Origin of the sequence: Comamonas endophytica (assembly GCF_023634805.2) — a bacterium.
In the GTDB taxonomy this organism is placed as follows: domain Bacteria; phylum Pseudomonadota; class Gammaproteobacteria; order Burkholderiales; family Burkholderiaceae_C; genus Comamonas; species Comamonas endophytica.
In genome coordinates, this window is sequence record NZ_CP106881.1 from 2,805,398 (window position 1) to 2,823,908 (window position 18,511).

Genomic DNA, 18,511 nt, shown 5'->3' on the forward strand with positions numbered 1-18,511 from the left:
CCGCTGCTGCCCGGCCTCATTTTCTGGAACCCCATGCCAACACCTTCCGCGCCCAGTCCCGCGCCCCAAGCCCGCAAGCGGCTGGCGCTGTTCGACCTGGACCACACCCTGCTGCCCCTGGACTCGGACTACGAGTGGGGCGTCTTCACCACCCGCATCGGCTGGACCGATCCGGTGGAATTCGGGCGCCGCAACGATGCCTTCTACGCCGATTACCAGGCCGGAACGCTGAACGTGCATGACTACGTGCGCTTCGCCACCGAGGCGGTGCGCACGCGCGGCGCCGAGGCTGCGGCGGAGGCGCACGCACGGTTCATGCTGGAAGTCATCACGCCCGCGATCCACCCGGCGGCGCTGGCGCTGATCCAGGCGCACCGCGATGCCGGCGACGAGATCGTGATCGTGACCGCCACCAACGAGTTCATCACCCGCCCGATCGCGCAGGCGCTGGGCGTGGGCGAACTGCTGGCGGTGCAGCTCGCGCGCGATGCCGCGGGCTGGATCACCGGCGACATCGACGGCCACCCGACCATGCGCGAAGGCAAGGTGCTGCGCATGCAGCAATGGCTGGCACAGCGCGGCCTGGACTGGGACGCGGTGGAGACCACCTTCTACAGCGACTCCATGAACGACGTGCCCCTGCTGGAGAAAGTCGACCATCCGGTCGCGACCAACCCCGACGCGCGCCTGCGCGCCCTGGCCCTGGAGCGCGGTTGGCGCATACTGGACCTGTTTAACGAACACCCATGATCAAAACCATCATCGACAAACTGCTGGGCAAGCCCGGCGCCGGCGCGCGTGCGCAGAAGCTGCGCTTTGGCAAGCGCGAGGAAGTGCCCGCCTCGGTGCATGGCATCGATCCCGAGCTCGTCGACCGGCGCGCCCTCGACGTGGTCGAGACGCTGCAGGATGCGGGCTTCGAGGCGTATATCGTGGGCGGCGCGGTGCGCGACCTGCTGCTGGGCCTGCGGCCCAAGGATTTCGACGTCGCCACCGATGCCACGCCCGAGCAGGTCAAGAACCTGTTCCGGCGCGCGTTCATCATCGGCAAGCGCTTTCGCATCGTCCACGTGGTCTACGGCCGCGGGCGCGAGAACGAGGTCATCGAGGTCTCGACCTTCCGCGCCTTCCTCGACAACAGCCAGGCCGAGAGCGTGCTGGGCAACGAGCGCACCAGCAAGGCGGTGCTCGCGGGCATGAAGCATGCGGTCGATGCCAGCGGCCGCGTGCTGCGCGACAACGTCTGGGGCCCGCAGGACCAGGACGCGACGCGCCGCGACTTCACCATCAATGCCATGTACTACGACCCTGCCACGCAGATCGTCGTCGACTACCACAAGGGCATCCAGGACGCGAAAAAGCGCGTGCTGCGCATGATCGGCGATGCCGCCACGCGCTACCGCGAGGACCCGGTGCGCATCATCCGTGCCGTGCGCTTCGCCGCCAAGCTGCATGACGTGGGCTTCAAGCTCGAGCCCAAGACCGCGGCGCCGCTGATCGCGAGCCAGCACCTGCTGGCCGAAGTGCCGCAAAGCCGGCTGTTCGACGAGATGCTCAAGCTGCTGCAGACCGGCCATGCGCTGGCCTCGATCGCGCGCCTGCGCGAGCTGGGCCTGGACCGCGGCATCTATCCGCTGCTGGACGTCGTCGTCGAGCGCGCGGACCATCCCTTCGTCAAGGCGGCGCTGGCCGACACCGACCGCCGTGTCAGCGAAGGCAAGCCCGTGGCGCCGAGCTTCCTGCTGGCCTGCGTGCTGTGGCAGGACGTCAAGCAGGGCTGGGAGCAGCGCCTGCAGCAGCGCTACCATCCCTTCCCGGCGCTGCAGGAATCGATCGACGACGTGTTCCAGCAGCGCATCGGCGATGTCTCGGGCCGCGGCAAGCTGGCCGCCGACATGCGCGAGATCTGGGTCATGCAGCCGCGCTTCGAGAAGCGCTCGGGCGTCACGCCGCTGGGCCTGGTCGAGCAGGCGCGCTTTCGCGCGGGCTTCGACTTCCTGCGCCTGCGCGCCGATGTGGGCGAGGTCGAGGAGGCGCTGGCGAACTGGTGGCAGGAATTCCAGCAGGCCGACGACCTGCGCCGCGACGACCTGATCGCGCAGGCGCGCGAGGAGCAGCGCCAGCGCCAGAAGGCGGCCGCGCCCGCGCCACGCCGCGCGAAGGCGGCCGGCCCGGCTGCCGCGCCGGAAGCGGCGGAAGCTGCCTCGGCCCATGCCGCGCCGGCCGAGGCCGACGAAGGCGCCGCGCCGAAGAAACGCCGGCGCCGGCGCAAGCCCAAGAGTGCAGGCGATGCCGGCATCGACCTGCACCGCGGCACCACCGATGACGCTTCGCCGTATTGAGGCCGGCCATGGGGTCTGAAGCGCCCGAAGTCCTGGCCTGGATCGGTCTGGGCGCCAACCTGGGCGACCGCGGCGCGGCGCTGGCCGGCGCCGTGCAGGCGCTTGCGGCACTGCCTGGTACACGGCTGGCGCAGGTCTCCGGGCTCTACGCCAGCGCGCCCATCAATGCGGGCGGGCCCGACTATCTCAACGCGGTGGCGGAGCTCGCCACGCGGCTGCAACCGCTGGCGCTGCTCGATGCGCTGCAGTCCATCGAGCAGGCCGCGGGGCGCGAGCGGCCCTACCGCAACGCGCCACGCACGCTGGATCTGGATCTGCTGATTTATGGCGATATTGCGCTGGCCACCGAGCGCCTGACGCTGCCGCATCCGCGGATGGGGGAGCGAGCGTTTGTGTTGCTGCCGTTGGCGGAGATTGCGCCGCATCGGGTCACGTCGGCGCAACTGGAGGCCGTCGAAGATCAGCGGATCGAGAGGATCGAGGGGCCGGGGTGGGCGGGGGCTGCGGCTCTGTTTTGAGGACAGGCCCGTTACCCTTCGACAAGCTCAGGGCGAACGGATGTTTGAACCGTTCGCCCTTCGACAAGCTCGACGAGCGGATTTGAACCGTTCGCCCTAGGCGGGGCCCCCTGAGCCCGTCGAAGGGTGGACGGCCCCGCCTCAAGTCGCCGCCACCTCCGCTCCAGGCCAACCTCCCAATAAAAAACCCCGCCACAGCCATTTGCAGCGGGGTTTCTTCATGGAAGCCCGAGAAGTCAGTCGACCTTCGCCCCCGAAGCCTTCACCACCTGTTGGTACTTCCTGCGCTCGGCCGCCATGAACTGGTCGAACTGCGCCGGGCTCGAGGCCACGGGTTCGGCCATCAGCAGCTCGAAGCGGGTCTTGGTTTCCGGTGCCTTGAGCGCATCGGTGAACGCCTTGTGGAGCTTGTCGAGCACCGCCTGCGGCGTGCCGGCCGGTGCCACCAGACCCCACCAGGTGTCGATGGAGAAGCCGGGGAAGGTTTGCGACAGCGCGGGCACGCCGGGCAGCAGCGAGGAGGGCGCCAGCGAGGTCACGGCCAGGGCCTTGAGCTTGCCCGAGCGGATGTTGGGCGCGGCCGCGGCCAGGTTGTCGATGTTGAAGTCGACTTCGCCCGACAGCAGCGCCAGCTGCGCCGGGTTGGCGCCGCGGTAGGGCACGTGCAGCGCGAAGATGCCGGCTTTCTGCTTGAGCATCTCGCCGGCCAGGTGGCCCGCGCTGCCGTTGCCGCCGCTGCCGTAGTTGAGCTTGCCGGGATTGCGCTTGGCATAGGCCAGCAGGTCGGCGATGGTGGCGATCTTCTGGCGCTCGGCGAAGTCGGCGTTCACCACCAGCACATTGGGCACGCGCACCATCTGCGTGATGCCGGCGAAGTCCTTGGCCGCGTCGAAGGGCATGCGCGAGTACAGCCAGGGGTTGACCGCATGCGTGGCGGTGGCCGCCAGGCCGATGGTCAGACCGTCGGGTGCGGCCTTGGCGATGGCATCGGCGCCGATGTTGCCGCCGGCGCCGGCCTTGTTCTCGATGATGACCACGCCCAGCGAGTCGCGCACGCGCTCGGCCAGCGCGCGCGAGGTGATGTCAAGCGGACCGCCTGGTGCGTAGGGCACGATCAGGCGGATGGGTTCCTGGGCTTGGGCGAGGGGGGCTGCCAGGGCCGCGGTGGCGGCGAGCAGCGATAGGAGGCTGTTGCGGCGATTCATTGGCTGTCGATTCTTGCAAAAAAGCTGCGTTTTGTCCTGAGGGCTAACCCGTCAAAGCAGATTTCCTGTGCAAGATCGTAAATTTTGTATCTTTTAGGCCGCTCAGGCGTGGTCTGGATCAGGCTTCATGCGCCGTGCTTGTCGGCTTCCGACGTGAAGGCATCGGCATAGAACTCCTCCTCTGGCAATCCGCCCTGGCGGATATAGCTCTCGCGCGCGGAATCCACGACGATGGGTGCGCCGCAGGCATAGACCTGGTGGCCGCTCAGATCGGCAACGTCATCGAGCACCGCCTGATGCACGTAGCCGGTGCGTCCGGTCCACGCATCCTCGGGCAGCGCATCCGACACGACGGGCACGTAGCGCAGGAAGGGCATCTGCGCGAGCTGTTCGCGCAGCCAGCCGTCGAGGTACAGGTCCTGCGGCCGGCGCCCGCCCCAGTACAGCGTGGTCGGGCGCGTGATGCCCTTGTGCTGCATGTGCTGGAGCATCGCCTGGATCGGCGCGAAGCCGGTGCCCGAAGCCAGCAGGATGATCGGCTTGTCGCTGTCCTCGCGCAGATGGAAGCTGCCGAAGGGTCCCTCGATGCGCAGGATCTCGCGCTCCTTCATGCCGCCGAACACATGCTCGGTGAACACGCCGCCGGGCATGTGGCGGATCTGCAGCTCGATGCCTGGCGCGCTTTCCTGCAGGTGCGGCGGCGTGGCCATCGAATAGGCACGGCGGGCGCCATCACGCAGGATGAATTCGACATACTGGCCCGCGTGGTAGCGGAATTTCTCCAGCGCCGGCAGCTGCAGGCGCACCCGCATGACGTCGTGCGCGAGCTGCTCCAGCGCCGCCACCCGCACCGGCATCTTCTTGACCGGGAACGCGCTTTCGTCGGTGACCTGGCGCGACTCCAGCACCACGTCGCTTGCAGGCGTGGCGCAGCAGGTGAGCACGAAGCCCGCGGCTTCCTCCTCAGGCGTCAGCGCCTTGGCCTGGTGCTCGCCATGCACCACGCTGCCGCTGAGCTTCCTGCATTTGCACGAGCCGCATGCGCCATCCTTGCAGCCGTAGGGCAGGCCCACGCCGGCGCGGATGGCCGCGGCCAGGATGGTCTCAATGCCCTGGCTGGCAAAGGCGCGGCCGCTGGGCTGTACGGTGATCTGGTGGGTGGGGGCTGCAATCAGGGTCATGTTGTCGTTATCCTTGGGTCTTTTGCAGGCGTGGCGGCATGGCTGTGCCGGCCTGCACAACAGGGTGAATTTTGCCTTCAAACCAAAACCCTCTAGGCGCGCGTCCGGCGCGGTTTCGCCGCCAGCGCCTGCTGATCGTCGGCTGCGGCGATGTCGGCCAGCGCGTGGCGCGTGCCGTGCGCGGCGTGCGGCTGCTGGCACTGACCTCCTCGCCCGAACGCCGCGTGGCGCTGCGCGCGCAGCGCATCACACCGCTGCTGGGTGATCTGGACGACCCGCGCAGCCTGCGCCGCCTGGCCGGCCTGGGCACGCGCGTGCTGCACCTGGCGCCGCCACCGGCCACGCCCGAGGAAGCGCCGCAGTGGTGGCTCGATCCGCGCACCACGGCGCTGGTGCAGGCGCTGCGCCGGCGCACTGTGCCGCAGGCGCTGGTCTATGGCTCGACCAGCGGCGTCTATGGCGACTGCGGCGGTGCCTGGGTCGACGAAAGCCGGCCGGCGGCGGCGCGCACCGGGCGCGCCATGCGCCGCGTCAATGCCGAGCGCACGCTGCGCTGGGCCGGGCGCCAGGGCCTGCGCGCCAGCATCCTGCGCATTCCCGGCATCTATGCGCCGGACCGCGCGGGCGGCACGCCGCGCACGCGCCTGCTGCGCGGCACGCCGGTGCTGCGCGCCGAGGACGATGTCTATACCAACCACATCCACGCCGACGACCTGGCGCGCGCCTGCATCGCGGCGCTGTGGCGCGGCCGGGCGCAGCGCATCTACAACGTGGCGGATGCCAGCGATCTGCGCATGGGGGATTATTTCGACCTGGCCGCCGATCTCTATGGCCTGCCGCGCCCGGCGCGGGTCTCGCGCAGCCAGGCCCAGGGCGAGCTGCCCGTGACGCTGCTGAGCTTCATGGGCGAGTCGCGCCGGCTGCGCACCACGCGCCTCGTGCAGGAGCTGCGCGTGGCGCTGCGCTATCCGCATGTGGCACAGGGGCTGCAGGGACTGCCGGTGCGCTAGCGCGGGTAGACATTGCCCTGGTGGTCGTAGCAGCGAAACACATTGCAATGGCGCATCTCCGGGCGCGGCGGCTGCATCGGCGGCGGCAGCGGCCGCACCGGGCGCAGCGGCGGCAGCACGACGAGCGGCGCCGCGGGCACGGCGGAGCGGGCACGCGACTGCTCCAGTTCACGGTAGGCCTGCGCGCCCAGGCAATCTAGCTCCACCTGTTGCTGCGCGGCGGCCAGTTGCTGGCTGTAGGCCGAAGCATCGCGGCCGGGGCGCGCCAGCAGGGACTGCAGTTGCTGGCGTGATTGGACGCAGCGCGGCGGCTCCACCGGCGCTGCGGCAGCGGGCGCCGGCGGCGGGTTCAGTGCCGCCGCGGCAGCCTCCTCGCGCAGACGCTGCTCCTTGCGGGCAATGGCCTGTGCGGCTTCCTCGCGTTCGCGCGCCAGCGCCTCGGCGCTGCGTGCGGGCAACACCTGCTCCACCTTCCCGCCCGATTCACAGCTGCCATCGGTATAGCTGACGGCCCCGGTGCGCGCATCGGTGCAGCGCAGCACCTGGCCCTGGGCCGGCGCCGCCAATGCGCACAGCGCGGCCAGTGCCAGGCCCAGGGCATGGCATTGCCGGGCTGGCAGATGCGCTTCTTTCATCGCCTGGGATCAACGTTCGCCACGTGGTCCACCATCGCCACGGCGATCATCACCGCGCGGGCCGCCGTCGCCGCGGCGGTCCCCGCCACGGTCACGCTGCTGCTGCTGGCGCTGGCGCTCGGCTTCGGCGCGCTGCTGATCGCGCTGACGCTCGGCCTGGGCGCGCTGCTGGTCCCGCTGGCGCTCGGCCTGGTCGCGCTGGCGTTCGCGTTCGGCATGCGCGCGTTGCTGATCGCGCATGCGTTCGGCCTGGGCGCGCTGCTGGTCGCGTTGGCGCTCCTCCTGGGCGCGCCGCAGATCGTGCTGCATGCGTTCCCGGTCGCGCTCGCGTTCGCGCGCCCAGCGCATGCGCTCCATTTCCCGGAGCTGGTGCTCGCGCCAGGCGCGTTCGTCGCGCCGGTCGGGCACGGTGTAGACCGGGCCGCTGCGGTAGATGGTCGTGGGTTGCTCATACACGATCGTGCCGGGGCTGTCGTAGACCCGGCCCGGTCCGTCATAGTAGGGTTCGGGCGGAACCACACAGCCTGCAACCAGGGTGGTCAGCGTCGCTGCGGTCAGAAGGCGAATTGGAATATTGCGCATAGGGTCTCCGTCGTGGGGGCATGGCCCGGGGCCAGGAAGCGGCTGCAACCGCGCTGCCTGGCTTTTATACGCGTGGCTGCAGGCTTTGGTTGACGGCCAACACCCCGTCGCACAAAGCTTTGCCTGCACGCCATGGTTGTTGCGGGATGTATCTCAAATGGCATTGCAGCCGCTGCGCGCGCCGGATGCCGGGCACCGCTAGAATCGACCTCGGTCCCCGCGTGGGGCCAGCGTTCTCAGGGCGGGGTGCAATTCCCCACCGGCGGTATCCTCGGCTCGGGCCCTGGCAGCCCGCGAGCGCCTGCAGCAGCCCGCGCCGCCGCAGGGTCAGCAGATCTGGTGCGATGCCAGAGCCGACGGTCATAGTCCGGATGAAAGAGATCGCGCATTCCTTCGCTGCCGCAGTGCGCCCGGTTTCCGGCCCTGTGGCCGCGCAGCGTCGCGCGCGCCCTGATTCATGTTGTCAACGTCACTACTTGTCATGAATCAGACTTCCACTGCCATTGTTTCCTCCACTTCCTCCACCGTGGCCAAGGCCCCCTGGAGTTCCGTCGCGCGCAATATCCGCGTGGCCGTCATCTGCGCCAGCTGGCACACCGATGTCGTGCATCAGGCGCGCAACGCACTGGTGGGCGAGCTGACCAGCCAGGGCATGCCCGAAGCGCAGATCGCGCATTTCGACGTGCCCGGCGCCTTCGAGATCCCGCTGATGGCCAAACGCCTGGCGCTGACCGGCCAGTTCGATGCCATCATCGGCTGCGCGCTGGTGGTGAACGGCGGCATCTACCGCCACGAGTTCGTCTCCAGCGCCGTGATCGACGGCCTGATGCGCGTGCAGCTCGACACCGACGTGCCGGTGCTGTCAGCGGTGCTCACGCCGCGCGATTTCCACGAGCATGCCGATCACCTCGAGTTCTTCCGCGCGCATTTCGTCAAGAAGGGCGTGGAGGTGGCGCAGTCGTGCCTGTCGGCAGTCGCGCAATTGCAGCGCGTGAAGTCGCTGGGCTGAAACGCGCAGCCCCGGGCCGGACCTGTTGACCGGAGGGGCGCCAAGGGCACTTGCCGCGCCGGCGGGTGGCGCACAGCCGGGCCGCTATGCTGCGGGCCGTGGGGCGTCCGTGAGGTCGTCCCCACGGCCCTTTGCGTCCTTACCGCGCGCCGCGCGCTCCCCATGTCCACTTCCCATTCCCCACAATCGACCTCCTGGCTGGCGGTGGTCGCCCTGGCCATCGCGGCCTTTGTCTTCAACACCAGCGAGTTCGTGCCGGTAGGCCTGCTCAGCGGCATAGGCGCGAGCTTCGGCATGCGCGTCGAGCAGGTCGGGCTGATGCTCACGGTGTATGCCTGGATCGTCGCGCTGGCCTCGCTGCCGTGCATGCTGCTGACGCGCAATGTCGAGCGCCGCCGCCTGCTGATGGGCGTGTTGGCGGTGTTCATCGTGAGCCACGTTCTGTCGGGCATTGCCACCAGCTATGCATTGCTATTGCTCAGCCGCGTGGGCGTGGCGCTGGCGCATGCGGTTTTCTGGGCGATCACGGCCTCGCTCGCGGTGCGCCTGGCGCCCCAGGGCAAGAAGGCGCAGGCGTTGAGCCTGCTGGCCGTCGGCACCTCGGTGGCGATGGTGCTGGGCATTCCGCTGGGCCGCGTGGTGGGCGAGCTGCTGGGCTGGCGCACCACCTTCCTGGCCATCGGTGCGGTCGCCGCCGCCGCGATGTTCAGCCTGTTCCGGTTGCTGCCCCTGCTGCCCAGCCAGAATGCCGGCACGCTCTCCAGCGTGCCGCTGCTGCTGCGCCGGCGTTCGCTGATGTGGCTGTATGTGCTGCTGGCGGTGGTGATCACGGCGCAGTTCACGGGCTACAGCTATATCGAGCCCTTCGTGCAGCATGTGGCGGGCCTGGGCAGCGACAGCATCACCCTGGTGCTGCTGCTGTTTGGCGGCATGGGGCTGATCGGCAGCCTGCTCTTCAGCCGCTTCGGCATGCGCCATCCGCGCGGCTTCCTGCTGGGTGCGTGCGCCGCGCTGGGGCTGAGCCTGTGGCTGCTGCTGCCCGCGGCGTCCCATGCGCTGGCGCTCTACACCGTGGTCTCGTTCTGGGGCATCGCCATGATCTGCTTCGCCCTGGCCATGCAGTCCCAGGTGCTGCGCGAGGCTGCGGATGCCACCGACGTGGGTATGGCGATGTTCTCGGGCATCTTCAACATCGGCATTGGCGGCGGCGCGCTGCTGGGCAACCAGGTCATCCAGCATGGATCGCTCGGCCATATCGGCACGGCGGGCGGCACGCTGGCGTTTGCCGGGCTGCTGTGGTGCGCCTGGGCTGGCGCGCGCTGGAAGAGCTGAAGGCGCCATGCCGACTGCCCAAAAAACAGGCAGCTTCCCGATAGTCCTTTGGTGACAACGACTTGGGCCAGTTATCCAGCCCAAGGGGCGCACTTGTCCACATGCTTCGGAAGCTCGCGCGGGGATAACTCGCCGCGCCGTGTCGGAGGTCGCGCCAACCTGCAGCTCAGCGCTTGCACGGGCATTTTCAAAGGGCTACGCTGGAAGCTTGTTTCGTTTCCCGGAGAGAGAGCCATGAACATGAACGCCCATGCCCAACACCCGCATTTCGATCCCACCGTCGACGAACTCGAAACGCTGAAGAAGCTCGAAATTGGCGAGACGATTTCCTTCGAGACCGCCGCGCGCGAACATATTCCCAAACGGCTGCTGGAATTCGGCCTGGTGCATCAGGACGAAGACCGGAAGTGGACCATCACTCCGCTGGGACGTGATCAGATCCGCCGTCAGGAGGATTGAGGCGCTGGCTGCGATGCCTCAAATTGCGGCAAGCCAGCGAGCCTGTTGACCGGGCAAGGACTTGCCGCGCTTTCGCACATGCAGGACACAGCTTATCCACAGCTTTGTCCTGCGCGTTTGTGGAAAAAAAACGTCGGTCGAGGGTGGTGGGCTGCGTTACCGTATGTCGTTCATCCAAATTACCGTTGATGCCCTACCCGATATACCGACCGGATGAGTACATGAAGACCTCCATGTAGATGGCCGTTTGCCCAGGAAAAGCTGCACTGTTGCAGCGGCGGGCGGCCCATAGAGCCTTCATGTATTCAAAAGACCAGAGCCGGGCCGAGCGCCGGCGCCATGTTGCGCGTCTCAAGAAGTCGCGCGTTCGCTACTGGGCCAATCAACCGGGCGAGTGGGAGGCTCGGCGCCTTGGCGCCGTCGTCCAGCATCCGTGTATCTGCTCATGCTGGATGTGCGGCAATCCGCGCAAATGGACTGGCGAGCGCACCATCCAGGAGCGCCGCCTGTCGCAGGAAGCGGAGCGAGCCGGGGACCAGCCTGCATTCACCGGCCGCGGCACGCCAAGCCCTAGAGCTTGAACGACGCCGTCAAACGAGACAGCTTCTCCGATTCCTCCTGCAGGACCTGGGTCGCGGCCGACGACTGCTCGACCAGGGCGGCGTTCTGCTGGGTCACGCGGTCCATTTCCGCCACCGCCTGACCAACCTGGCCGATTCCGCTGCTCTGCTCGCGGCTGGCCGAAGCGATTTCGGTCACGATGCCGGTGATGTTGCGTACCGTCGAGACCACTTCGCGCATGGTTTGCCCTGCGTCGTTGACCAGCGTGGCGCCGGCGTCCACGCGTTCCACCGATGCCTGGATCATGGTCTTGATCTCGCGGGCTGCCGAGGCGCTGCGCTGCGCCAGCGTGCGCACCTCGCCCGCCACGACCGCGAAGCCGCGGCCGTTCTCGCCGGCGCGTGCGGCTTCCACGGCCGCATTCAGGGCAAGGATGTTGGTCTGGAAGGCAATGCCGTCGATCACGCCGATGATGTCGACCACACGGCGCGACGAGGTGTTGATCTCGTCCATGGTGGCCACGACCTGCTCCACCACCGCGCCGCCGCGCTCGGCCACCGTGCAGGCGCCGTTGGCGATCTGGCTGGCGCGCTGTGCATTCTCGGCGTTCTGGTGCACGGTGGCCGTCAGCTGCTCCATCGAGGCAGCGGTTTCCTCGAGCGCGCTGGCCTGGCGCTCCGTGCGCTGCGACAGATCCATGCTGCCGGTGGCGATTTCTCCCGCGGAGTGGTGAATGACGCCGGCCGTGGCGTGGATGCGCGTCACGAGCTCGCGCAGCTGCGCGCTCATCTGCTGCACGGCGGCGATGACACTGCCCTCGGGCGCACGCGATGCGCCTTCCAGCCCGGACTCCGACAGATCGCCGTTGGCGATTCGGTTGGCAATTTCCGCCGCCACCGTGGGCTCGCCGCCAATGGCATCGAGCACACTGCGTGTGGTCAGCCAGGCAATCAGCGTCAGCAGGGCGCCGAGCACGGCAAGCAGCGCGAGCGACTTGACGATGGTGGCGTTGAAGGCCTGCTGGATATCGTCGACATAGTCGCCCGCGATCAGATCCCAGTTCCAGGCGCTCGAGCGCTTCACGTAGGCCAGCTTCTCGCTGGGCTCCTTGGCACCCGGCCGCGGCCACCAGTAGCTGAGCGTGCCGCTGCCCTGGGCCGATGCGCCCACGGCGGCGATGCTGCGGTAGAGATAGCTGCCCTTAGCATCCTGGAAGCCGGCCATGTTCTTGCCGTTGATGCCTGGGCTGGCGGGGTTGTTCAGAACCACCGAGTCGGTGCTAATGCTGGTGATGTAGCCTGCGCCGCCCGCATAGCGCAGCTGGCCCACGCGGACGATGGCCGTGGCCTTGGCCTCATCCTCCGGCAGCTTGCCGGCCTTGGCCTCGGCGGCAATGCCCGAAATCAGGCTGTCCGCCGAATCGACAAAGTCGCGCAGCGCCTGCTGCCGCGCTTCGTAGGCTTTGCTGCGGGCCTCGTAGGCATTGAAAAGAGTGAGGCAGAGCAGGGCCAGCAGGCAGAAAACCAGCGGTGCCAGGAGCTTCTGGCGAAGGGAGAGGGCGGACATAAGGGAATTTCGAGGAGGCTTGAACGGCGGCAATGCTACAGAAGCTTTTCTGGGGTATGACTCTGTTAACAGGTGGTGCTGGTGCCGTTATGTCGTAAAACTGACAGTGGCTGGCTCTATTGCGCCGTTGCCCAAACCAGCACCAAACCGTGCAAGCCAGACTCGCCAAAGCCCTGCTAGATTGAGCAACCATGCGCACAGCCCAGCCCACGGTGGAAATTGAAGAGGTACTGGATCGTGCCCGGCGGGGCGTGACGGAGCCTTTGATTTGCCGTGGAGACGATGGGCAGGTGTATTTCGTCCAAGGGCGCAGTGCAGGGCGGCGCAGCTTGGTCTCTCGGCGCCGCCCCATGATGTGAAGGCCTTCCATGCGTTAGAAGAGATCCGTGGCGATCTCGAGGCGCAAGGAGTGCAGGTGGTGCCTGCGACGCAAGAGGAACAGATTCTCGATTTCGTGAAGAGACCGGCACCTTGAGGCTTGCCCCGGCAGTGGCGCTGCAAGCCCCTGCCAATCACACCATTGATCCGCCAAAGAAAAAAGCCGCCAAGTCATTGGAACTTAACGGCTTTTCTGTATGGTGCCCGGGGCCGGAATCGAACCGGCACGCCTTGCGGCGGGGGATTTTGAGTCACTGTGTGAGGGGCTTGGTCTGGGTAAGCGGTGCGAAGCTGAGCGAAGGTTGGAGTAGTAAAAAGTACTTACAGATCAGTAGGTTAGCGAAGTTTTCCGAAATATTCGAAAACTGATCTGTGTACCGGTACTGTACCGAAACTTGATGTTCCAGGATGTGATTAGGTGCCGAAATTTTGCTCCACTGATTGACGTGGAGGGCAGCGGGTCGTGACGAGCGTCTTGGCTACAGAAATTGAGGCGCACCAGGCCATGGGGCATGACCGCAGTTAGCCGCTCTTAACACTCTTTGGAAGTAGCACCAGTTACGCTCGAGGTTGCTCCCTCTCTAGCGATGGCGACGTGTAGAAGTGAGAACTGCAGACCGCTGACCCTGTCCGCATTGAAATACAAGGCAGTGCTGTCCCGCAAACTGACCAAAAAGCGGTTGCAGTCCACTGGTTAAAGCAGAGAGTTAGTCAAGAGTCGACGCCCGTATAATGACCATTTCTTCAGCAACATGACCGCTAGGCGGATAGCTCGCTGTCTTGAATTTTAGACGGGGAGAAGGCTGTTATACCGACTCTGCGAAGCCAATGACTTCAATATTACGATGGGCAGGGAGCAAGCGCAGAATTCTACCCGAGTTGCGCTCCATCGCCCCGCTGGATTTTGGTAGGTATCTTGAACCCTTCGCAGGCTCTGCAGTACTGTTTTTTGAGATCTTACCTGCGCGTGCAGTACTAGGTGACTTAAACCCGGAAATTTTTGCAACTTATTCCGCAATTAGAGACAACCCCCTGGATGTACTCTATTATTTGAGCTCAATACCGCAGACCAGTGAGGCGTACTACACCTTGCGAGCAGTTGATCCATCCAGTTTGACAAGAGTTCAACGCGCGGCAAGGTTAATATATTTGATGAAATCCTGCTTCAATGGGGTTTATAGAACAAACCGCCAAGGAATTTTTAATGTGCCACTAGGTAGCAAGTTTTTTTCTCTTCCAGATGAAAAAAATCTGCAAGCAGCTTCCAAGGCTTTGCAAAAAGTTGAACTTGTCTGCGGCGATTTTGAAGAAACTCTTGTTTATGCATCGAGTGGTGATTTCGTTTATTTAGATCCTCCCTACAGCGATGCTACTAGATTTCGCGGAGAATATAGCTATAAAGGAGCTTTTCATTCTGCTGATCTAGAAAGACTGGTGAATTCTTGCAAGACATTGACTGATAATGGCGTTCGAGTCCTTCTTTCATTCAAGGAGTGTGAGGCAGTTATGGACGTACTTAGCGGCTGGTCATTCAAGCATCTCGATGTAAATCGGAGCGTTGCCGGGTTCGCGCGTTCGCGCCGCTCTGCGCGCGAGATATTGGCTTATAACTATTGATTTTATATGCCGAAACGTCATGTCCGGCTTGCGCTACTTAGCGATCTCCACGCATTTCAAAATTTGCCTGGCAGGGGCATCGCTGGCCCCTCGTATCTTCCGGCAAACCCTGGAGTTTCCGACCCCGATCCGTTTGGTGACTTAGATAAGCTAATTAATAAAGAGGCCCTTCGATCTGATCTAGTCATGTGCGGGGGGGACATCTGTGACAAGGCCGACTTGGGCGGTTTTCAATTTGCATGGGCCAAACTAAACGCTCTAAAGGAGAAGTTAGGTGCAAGGGAGTTGATTGCCACTTGTGGCAACCATGATTTGAATTCTCGACTTGTCGATGCTGAGGAAGACCCAGATCCTAAAGGCGCACTTCAGACCGTCCAGCCAATGTTTCCATTTTCAGATGAGCGCCTTACTGATCGATTTTGGTCTCGGAACTTTGTGCTTGTGAATCCAATGCCTGGCGTACGAATCGTTGTGCTAAATACCAGCGCCTATCACGGTAACGGGGATAAAGAACATCACCATGGGCGAGTTTCGGAACGAACTATTACGGCTATCAAGAACGAACTGGATGCTCTTGAACCGGCCGATCTGAATATTCTTTTGTGTCATCATCATGTGCGTCCGCTTCAGGGTATTTGGGGAAAGGCACCTGATTCGGAATTTATGAAAAAGGGCATTGAACTCATAAGTACACTGACTAAATGTACGGCTACGCCCTGGCTTACTTTGCACGGGCATCGACATATTCCGAATTTGGAATTTACCGTCGATCCGTCATCGGTGGTAGTAGGCGCGTCTACCTTTTCAGCACAGATTCAGGGGCGATTCAACCAATTCCATCTTCTAGATGTAGAGGTAGATGAGACTGCTGCAGCCCCACTAAGGGGGACCATTGAAACATGGACTTGGAATGTGACAGGAGGTTGGCAGCGTCGACCTATTATGAATGACGGTGAAGGATTTCCTCCTATGTGCGGGTTTGGTTCCACATTTCAGCCGCGCGCGATTGTCTCAAAAATTGAACAAGTTCTTGGTACAGTTCCAGGTTTTTTGGACTGGAAAGATGTATTGATTCAAGTGCCGGACCTTAAATTCACTACGCCTGCGCACTTTCAACAAATAGAGTCTCTGCTAGAGAAGAGTCAAATAAACTTAAACAGAGATAGAGAGGGTCGCATATCCCAAGTTGGACGATCAGTGCCAAAATCTGAGGTTTCCGAATGAGTAATCCATCTGCAGCGTCACCATTTTTTGGCTCTTATAATGCAAGACATATAACCGCAGAGGAAGTGGCTCACCAATTCGTACCATCGAGCAAATTTTGGGAGTTGATCGCATTGAGGAATTCCCTTCTCATTGGACCACGGGGAAGTGGCAAAACGCATTTGTTGAAAATGCTTCAACCTAAGGCACTGGCCGCGTGGGAAGGGGAGGAAGGTGATATAGCGAGATCAAAGATTGACTACTGGAGTGTATTTACTCCAGCAGATATTAATTGGAAAACGCAGGTCGAGCACAAAGCCCAGTTGCTCTCAGGTGAAGCCCAGACACAGTTTTCAAACGCTGTTTTTTTGTCGCACTTTCGAGAAGCTTTTATATCTTGTTTGCTTCAAATAACACGAGATCGGCCTTCGAACGATCGCGGCGGCGAGTCGACCCGGGTTGAACTCTCAAGAGAGCGGGAAGTTGCTCTCTGTCTCGCTCTCGCTGATTCGTGGCATCTGCCGCTGAGGGTACCCTCGCTAAATGGTTTGAAGCTCGCTTTGGTCGAGGAAATGGTACACCTTGGTGTACCTCAAGCAATCGAGAATCTGTCACCCTACATGAAGCGATTGGCAAAGATGGATGTGCTCGGCGTTGCCCGTGAAATTGCCGAGAATTTTGTCAATGTCACCGAACTATACAACGCGCGCTGGGCACTGTGTTTTGATGAGCTTGAAATTGCTCCAATAACGATCCAGAAGGATCTTTTTAGATACCTCCGCTCAACAGATCAACGCTTTGTTTTCAAGCTGGCAATTAGTCCATCAAATGATGCGTCGGCACTTCTGAATCAAGAGTCAGCTGCATCTGCAGGTAATGATTTCGACGCGATCCCTCTTTGGTTTATCGACCAGAGTGAGCGTGAAATATTTTGCCGTCGGCTTTGGGAGAAATATGTTTCGGGAACCAAAGCAGCGACATTGTCACCAATGGCAATCCTTCAGAGATCGCGCTTTCAGTTTGCCAACGAAAAAAGCGCCTATGGACGCCGTCGCTATGACGAGGCAAGTCCTTGGAGTAAAGATTTTCAAGACCTTGAGCGTATTGATCGAAGTTTTTCCGATTACCTGCAGCAACGCGGAGTGAGGTCTTCGTCTCTAGAAAATGTCACTCGCGAAAAAATGAACTCGATTGTACGAAAGATTGCGCCGCTAGTTGGATTTAGGTCTGCTTATATGCAAGCGGCTAAGGGTGGCATAGTCGCAGAACCTGTAAGAAGGAAATTAAAGGGTCCGCCACCCGACGTTTTTTCTGGATGGGACGCAGTGTGTACTGCCACAGAGGGAAATCCAAGATGGTTCGGCGGTATCGCTTCGAGACTTATATTGAAATGGACACAGAGCCCTAGCGGGCAAGCGCTTACAAGAGAGCAGCAGACACACGAATTGCATGCGGCCGCAAAAAAATTTCTTGCATGGATCAACGCTATTCCTGTAGAAGTGACTCAGGAGAGTATGACTTATGTGAGTCTTCATGACTTAATAACTGCTCTTGCAAAGAGTTTTGAGCAAGAAGTCTTGGGGAAAATTTTTAAATCTGATCCGGTCCTCTCATTTACGGTCGATGAAGGAACGCCGCCCTCGGTGCAACGATTGGTGATTGCAGCACTAAATATCGGAGCTATTGTCATAGTAGATGATCAAGACGTGAATTTCACAGTAACTACGCCCGTGGGTCGTGTATTTAGGCTTGTACACCTTCTTGCACCGCACTTTAATCTTCCCATGCGCAAAGGAAAGACGCGAAATTTATCTACTATACTTTCAAAACAGTTGGGTTCACTTGATAAATATCGCCCTGTTCCCATTAAAATTGCTAATGGTTCCGAATCGGAACAGTTAGGATTATTCTGATGAGTAGCCGTCATACGTTTGTTCGGCCAAAAGTCGTCTCTATTGAGGAAGCTGACTGGCAGAAGGGAAATTATGATATTTCTGTATTTGCGCTAGGATTTGAAAGTCGTTCCACTTCTTTTTTAGGAAAAGTAAATGCTAAGGGGGCAATTGCTTATGGATTTGATCATGGGCATCAGATGGAGTATGAGTTAAATCTGAAGTTGTTTCAGAGCGCCGGAGTGGAGGTGCTTGATTTTTTAAGTGATAACGATTTTGAGGTTGCTTTTCGACAAACGTTGAGCGCACTTCCTGACGATAATCAGAAAAAAATATTCGTTGATGTTTCGTGCTTCACGCGTTTCCGTCTAGCGGCGATTGTTCATGAACTATTTATTCATGCAGGTTCGCGACATCAGGACCTCGTCGTCGATTTTGCCTATGCCGTAGCGAAATTTGAGAAGCCTAGCATTTTTAGGCAACCTAACACGGTGGTAGGGCCGGCCCATCGTGCTTTTGCTGGCTGGTCACAAGGTAACTATTCGTCCACTGCCACGATTCTGGGTCTTGGTTACGAACAGGACCAAGCAATTGGCGTAGTTGAATATCTACAGTCTGGAGAGGTCTGGGCATTTTCCCCTATCTCGCCGGTAGATGAATACAAGCCTGCGGTCGCAAAAGCTAATGAACTGCTTCTCTCTGAAATTCCCCCAAGTCATGTGATTGAATATGACGTGTGTTCGCCTGCTTCGGTCGTAACGACGCTGGAGTCAGTCGTTCGGGGGCTGACTGATGAGCATAGTGTGGTACTTGTGCCTTTTGGCCCGAAAATATTCGTGCTTTGCACTCTCATAGTTGCTGCGATCCGACAGGATGTAGCTGTCTGGCGTGTTAGTCAGGGTAGTCATATCAAGCCTCATGATAGGTCTGCAAGTCATATAAAAGTTGGTCTCAGACTAATTTTTCGAGCTGAAAATTAACCATGGTAGTTAATGTCGAAGTTTTCGAGATAATAATGAAT

General features: G+C 61.6%; 17 protein-coding genes and 1 riboswitch. Of the genes, 12 read left to right on the forward strand and 5 right to left on the reverse strand.

Annotated elements, in window-relative coordinates; translation table 11 throughout:
• The first annotated feature begins 33 nt into the window (after nucleotides 1–33).
• The 3 genes from M9799_RS12720 to folK are packed head-to-tail and all read left to right on the forward strand — an operon-like array spanning nucleotide 34 to nucleotide 2,860.
• Entirely contained in the window at nucleotides 34–750 is a 717-nt protein-coding gene (locus M9799_RS12720; protein ID WP_231042041.1) for an HAD family hydrolase, read from the forward strand.
• Nucleotides 747–2,342, forward strand: coding sequence for a polynucleotide adenylyltransferase PcnB (pcnB, locus tag M9799_RS12725; RefSeq protein WP_231042042.1), 1,596 nt, complete (start codon nucleotides 747–749; stop codon nucleotides 2,340–2,342). Before M9799_RS12720 ends, pcnB begins: the two co-directional genes overlap by 4 nt.
• An 8-nt stretch (nucleotides 2,343–2,350) precedes the next feature.
• Nucleotides 2,351–2,860, forward strand: coding sequence for a 2-amino-4-hydroxy-6-hydroxymethyldihydropteridine diphosphokinase (gene folK, locus M9799_RS12730; RefSeq protein WP_231042043.1), 510 nt, complete (start codon nucleotides 2,351–2,353; stop codon nucleotides 2,858–2,860).
• A 236-nt stretch (nucleotides 2,861–3,096) separates the two neighbouring features.
• Here the strand turns inward: folK and M9799_RS12735 are convergent, their stop codons facing one another.
• Nucleotides 3,097–4,065 carry a Bug family tripartite tricarboxylate transporter substrate binding protein gene (locus M9799_RS12735; protein WP_231042044.1) on the reverse strand — a complete coding sequence of 323 codons (969 nt, stop codon included), beginning with the start codon at nucleotides 4,063–4,065 and terminating at the stop codon, nucleotides 3,097–3,099.
• 125 nt (nucleotides 4,066–4,190) lie between these two features.
• On the reverse strand, nucleotides 4,191–5,246 hold the full coding sequence (locus M9799_RS12740; protein WP_231042045.1) for a CDP-6-deoxy-delta-3,4-glucoseen reductase: 1,056 nt from the start codon (nucleotides 5,244–5,246) through the stop codon (nucleotides 4,191–4,193).
• Nucleotides 5,247–5,317: 71 nt separating this feature from the next.
• Between M9799_RS12740 and M9799_RS12745 the strand changes: the two genes are divergently transcribed.
• The gene (locus tag M9799_RS12745; RefSeq protein ID WP_231042046.1) at nucleotides 5,318–6,256 is read left to right on the forward strand and encodes an NAD-dependent epimerase/dehydratase family protein; all 939 of its coding nucleotides are present in this window, start codon (nucleotides 5,318–5,320) and stop codon (nucleotides 6,254–6,256) included.
• On the opposite strand, the gene M9799_RS12750 is transcribed toward M9799_RS12745, so the two are convergent.
• A complete protein-coding gene (locus M9799_RS12750; RefSeq protein ID WP_231042047.1) occupies nucleotides 6,253–6,891 on the reverse strand; it encodes a DUF4124 domain-containing protein in 639 nt (212 codons plus the stop codon). The two genes, M9799_RS12745 and M9799_RS12750, sit on opposite strands and share 4 nt — an antisense overlap.
• A 9-nt stretch (nucleotides 6,892–6,900) precedes the next feature.
• Complete coding sequence (locus M9799_RS12755; protein WP_231042048.1) at nucleotides 6,901–7,473, reverse strand: hypothetical protein; 573 nt, start codon at nucleotides 7,471–7,473, stop codon at nucleotides 6,901–6,903.
• Between the two features lie 228 nt (nucleotides 7,474–7,701).
• A riboswitch (FMN riboswitch) is annotated at nucleotides 7,702–7,860 on the forward strand.
• 94 nt (nucleotides 7,861–7,954) lie between these two features.
• Here M9799_RS12755 and M9799_RS12760 point away from each other — a divergent pair.
• The 3 genes from M9799_RS12760 to M9799_RS12770 all read left to right on the forward strand — a co-directional run bounded on the left by M9799_RS12760 (nucleotide 7,955) and on the right by M9799_RS12770 (nucleotide 10,273).
• Nucleotides 7,955–8,482, forward strand: a complete 528-nt coding sequence (locus M9799_RS12760) for a 6,7-dimethyl-8-ribityllumazine synthase (RefSeq protein WP_231042049.1) — start codon at nucleotides 7,955–7,957, stop codon at nucleotides 8,480–8,482.
• A 162-nt stretch (nucleotides 8,483–8,644) separates the two neighbouring features.
• Complete coding sequence (locus tag M9799_RS12765; RefSeq protein ID WP_231042050.1) at nucleotides 8,645–9,814, forward strand: sugar transporter; 1,170 nt, start codon at nucleotides 8,645–8,647, stop codon at nucleotides 9,812–9,814.
• Between the two features lie 234 nt (nucleotides 9,815–10,048).
• Nucleotides 10,049–10,273, forward strand: coding sequence for a hypothetical protein (locus M9799_RS12770; RefSeq protein ID WP_231042051.1), 225 nt, complete (start codon nucleotides 10,049–10,051; stop codon nucleotides 10,271–10,273).
• A 570-nt stretch (nucleotides 10,274–10,843) separates the two neighbouring features.
• Here M9799_RS12770 and M9799_RS12775 read toward each other — a convergent pair.
• Nucleotides 10,844–12,400: a methyl-accepting chemotaxis protein gene (locus tag M9799_RS12775; protein WP_231042052.1), complete on the reverse strand. Its 1,557-nt coding sequence runs from the start codon at nucleotides 12,398–12,400 to the stop codon at nucleotides 10,844–10,846.
• Between the two features lie 191 nt (nucleotides 12,401–12,591).
• Between M9799_RS12775 and M9799_RS20570 the strand changes: the two genes are divergently transcribed.
• The 5 genes from M9799_RS20570 to M9799_RS12795 all read left to right on the forward strand — a co-directional run bounded on the left by M9799_RS20570 (nucleotide 12,592) and on the right by M9799_RS12795 (nucleotide 18,470).
• Complete coding sequence (locus M9799_RS20570) at nucleotides 12,592–12,759, forward strand: HipA family kinase (protein ID WP_318530283.1); 168 nt, start codon at nucleotides 12,592–12,594, stop codon at nucleotides 12,757–12,759.
• Between the two features lie 898 nt (nucleotides 12,760–13,657).
• Nucleotides 13,658–14,395, forward strand: coding sequence for a DNA adenine methylase (locus M9799_RS12780; RefSeq protein WP_231042053.1), 738 nt, complete (start codon nucleotides 13,658–13,660; stop codon nucleotides 14,393–14,395).
• 6 nt (nucleotides 14,396–14,401) lie between these two features.
• Nucleotides 14,402–15,619, forward strand: coding sequence for a metallophosphoesterase family protein (locus M9799_RS12785; protein ID WP_231042054.1), 1,218 nt, complete (start codon nucleotides 14,402–14,404; stop codon nucleotides 15,617–15,619).
• Complete coding sequence (locus tag M9799_RS12790) at nucleotides 15,616–17,511, forward strand: ORC-CDC6 family AAA ATPase (protein WP_231042055.1); 1,896 nt, start codon at nucleotides 15,616–15,618, stop codon at nucleotides 17,509–17,511. Before M9799_RS12785 ends, M9799_RS12790 begins: the two co-directional genes overlap by 4 nt.
• Entirely contained in the window at nucleotides 17,511–18,470 is a 960-nt protein-coding gene (locus M9799_RS12795; RefSeq protein ID WP_231042056.1) for a hypothetical protein, read from the forward strand. The genes M9799_RS12790 and M9799_RS12795 overlap by 1 nt, the downstream gene beginning before the upstream one ends.
• Nucleotides 18,471–18,511 lie beyond the last annotated feature (41 nt).

Coding starts and splice junctions, on each gene's coding strand:
- M9799_RS12765 (WP_231042050.1), top strand. CDS start 8,645: ATGTCCACTTCCCATTCCCCACAATCGACCTCCTGGCTGGCGGTGGTC.
- M9799_RS12795 (WP_231042056.1), top strand. CDS start 17,511: ATGAGTAGCCGTCATACGTTTGTTCGGCCAAAAGTCGTCTCTATTGAG.
- M9799_RS12750 (WP_231042047.1), bottom strand. CDS start 6,891: ATGAAAGAAGCGCATCTGCCAGCCCGGCAATGCCATGCCCTGGGCCTG.
- pcnB (WP_231042042.1), top strand. CDS start 747: ATGATCAAAACCATCATCGACAAACTGCTGGGCAAGCCCGGCGCCGGC.
- M9799_RS12760 (WP_231042049.1), top strand. CDS start 7,955: ATGAATCAGACTTCCACTGCCATTGTTTCCTCCACTTCCTCCACCGTG.
- folK (WP_231042043.1), top strand. CDS start 2,351: ATGGGGTCTGAAGCGCCCGAAGTCCTGGCCTGGATCGGTCTGGGCGCC.
- M9799_RS12770 (WP_231042051.1), top strand. CDS start 10,049: ATGAACATGAACGCCCATGCCCAACACCCGCATTTCGATCCCACCGTC.
- M9799_RS20570 (WP_318530283.1), top strand. CDS start 12,592: ATGCGCACAGCCCAGCCCACGGTGGAAATTGAAGAGGTACTGGATCGT.
- M9799_RS12790 (WP_231042055.1), top strand. CDS start 15,616: ATGAGTAATCCATCTGCAGCGTCACCATTTTTTGGCTCTTATAATGCA.
- M9799_RS12740 (WP_231042045.1), bottom strand. CDS start 5,246: ATGACCCTGATTGCAGCCCCCACCCACCAGATCACCGTACAGCCCAGC.
- M9799_RS12775 (WP_231042052.1), bottom strand. CDS start 12,400: ATGTCCGCCCTCTCCCTTCGCCAGAAGCTCCTGGCACCGCTGGTTTTC.
- M9799_RS12755 (WP_231042048.1), bottom strand. CDS start 7,473: ATGCGCAATATTCCAATTCGCCTTCTGACCGCAGCGACGCTGACCACC.
- M9799_RS12785 (WP_231042054.1), top strand. CDS start 14,402: ATGCCGAAACGTCATGTCCGGCTTGCGCTACTTAGCGATCTCCACGCA.
- M9799_RS12735 (WP_231042044.1), bottom strand. CDS start 4,065: ATGAATCGCCGCAACAGCCTCCTATCGCTGCTCGCCGCCACCGCGGCC.
- M9799_RS12720 (WP_231042041.1), top strand. CDS start 34: ATGCCAACACCTTCCGCGCCCAGTCCCGCGCCCCAAGCCCGCAAGCGG.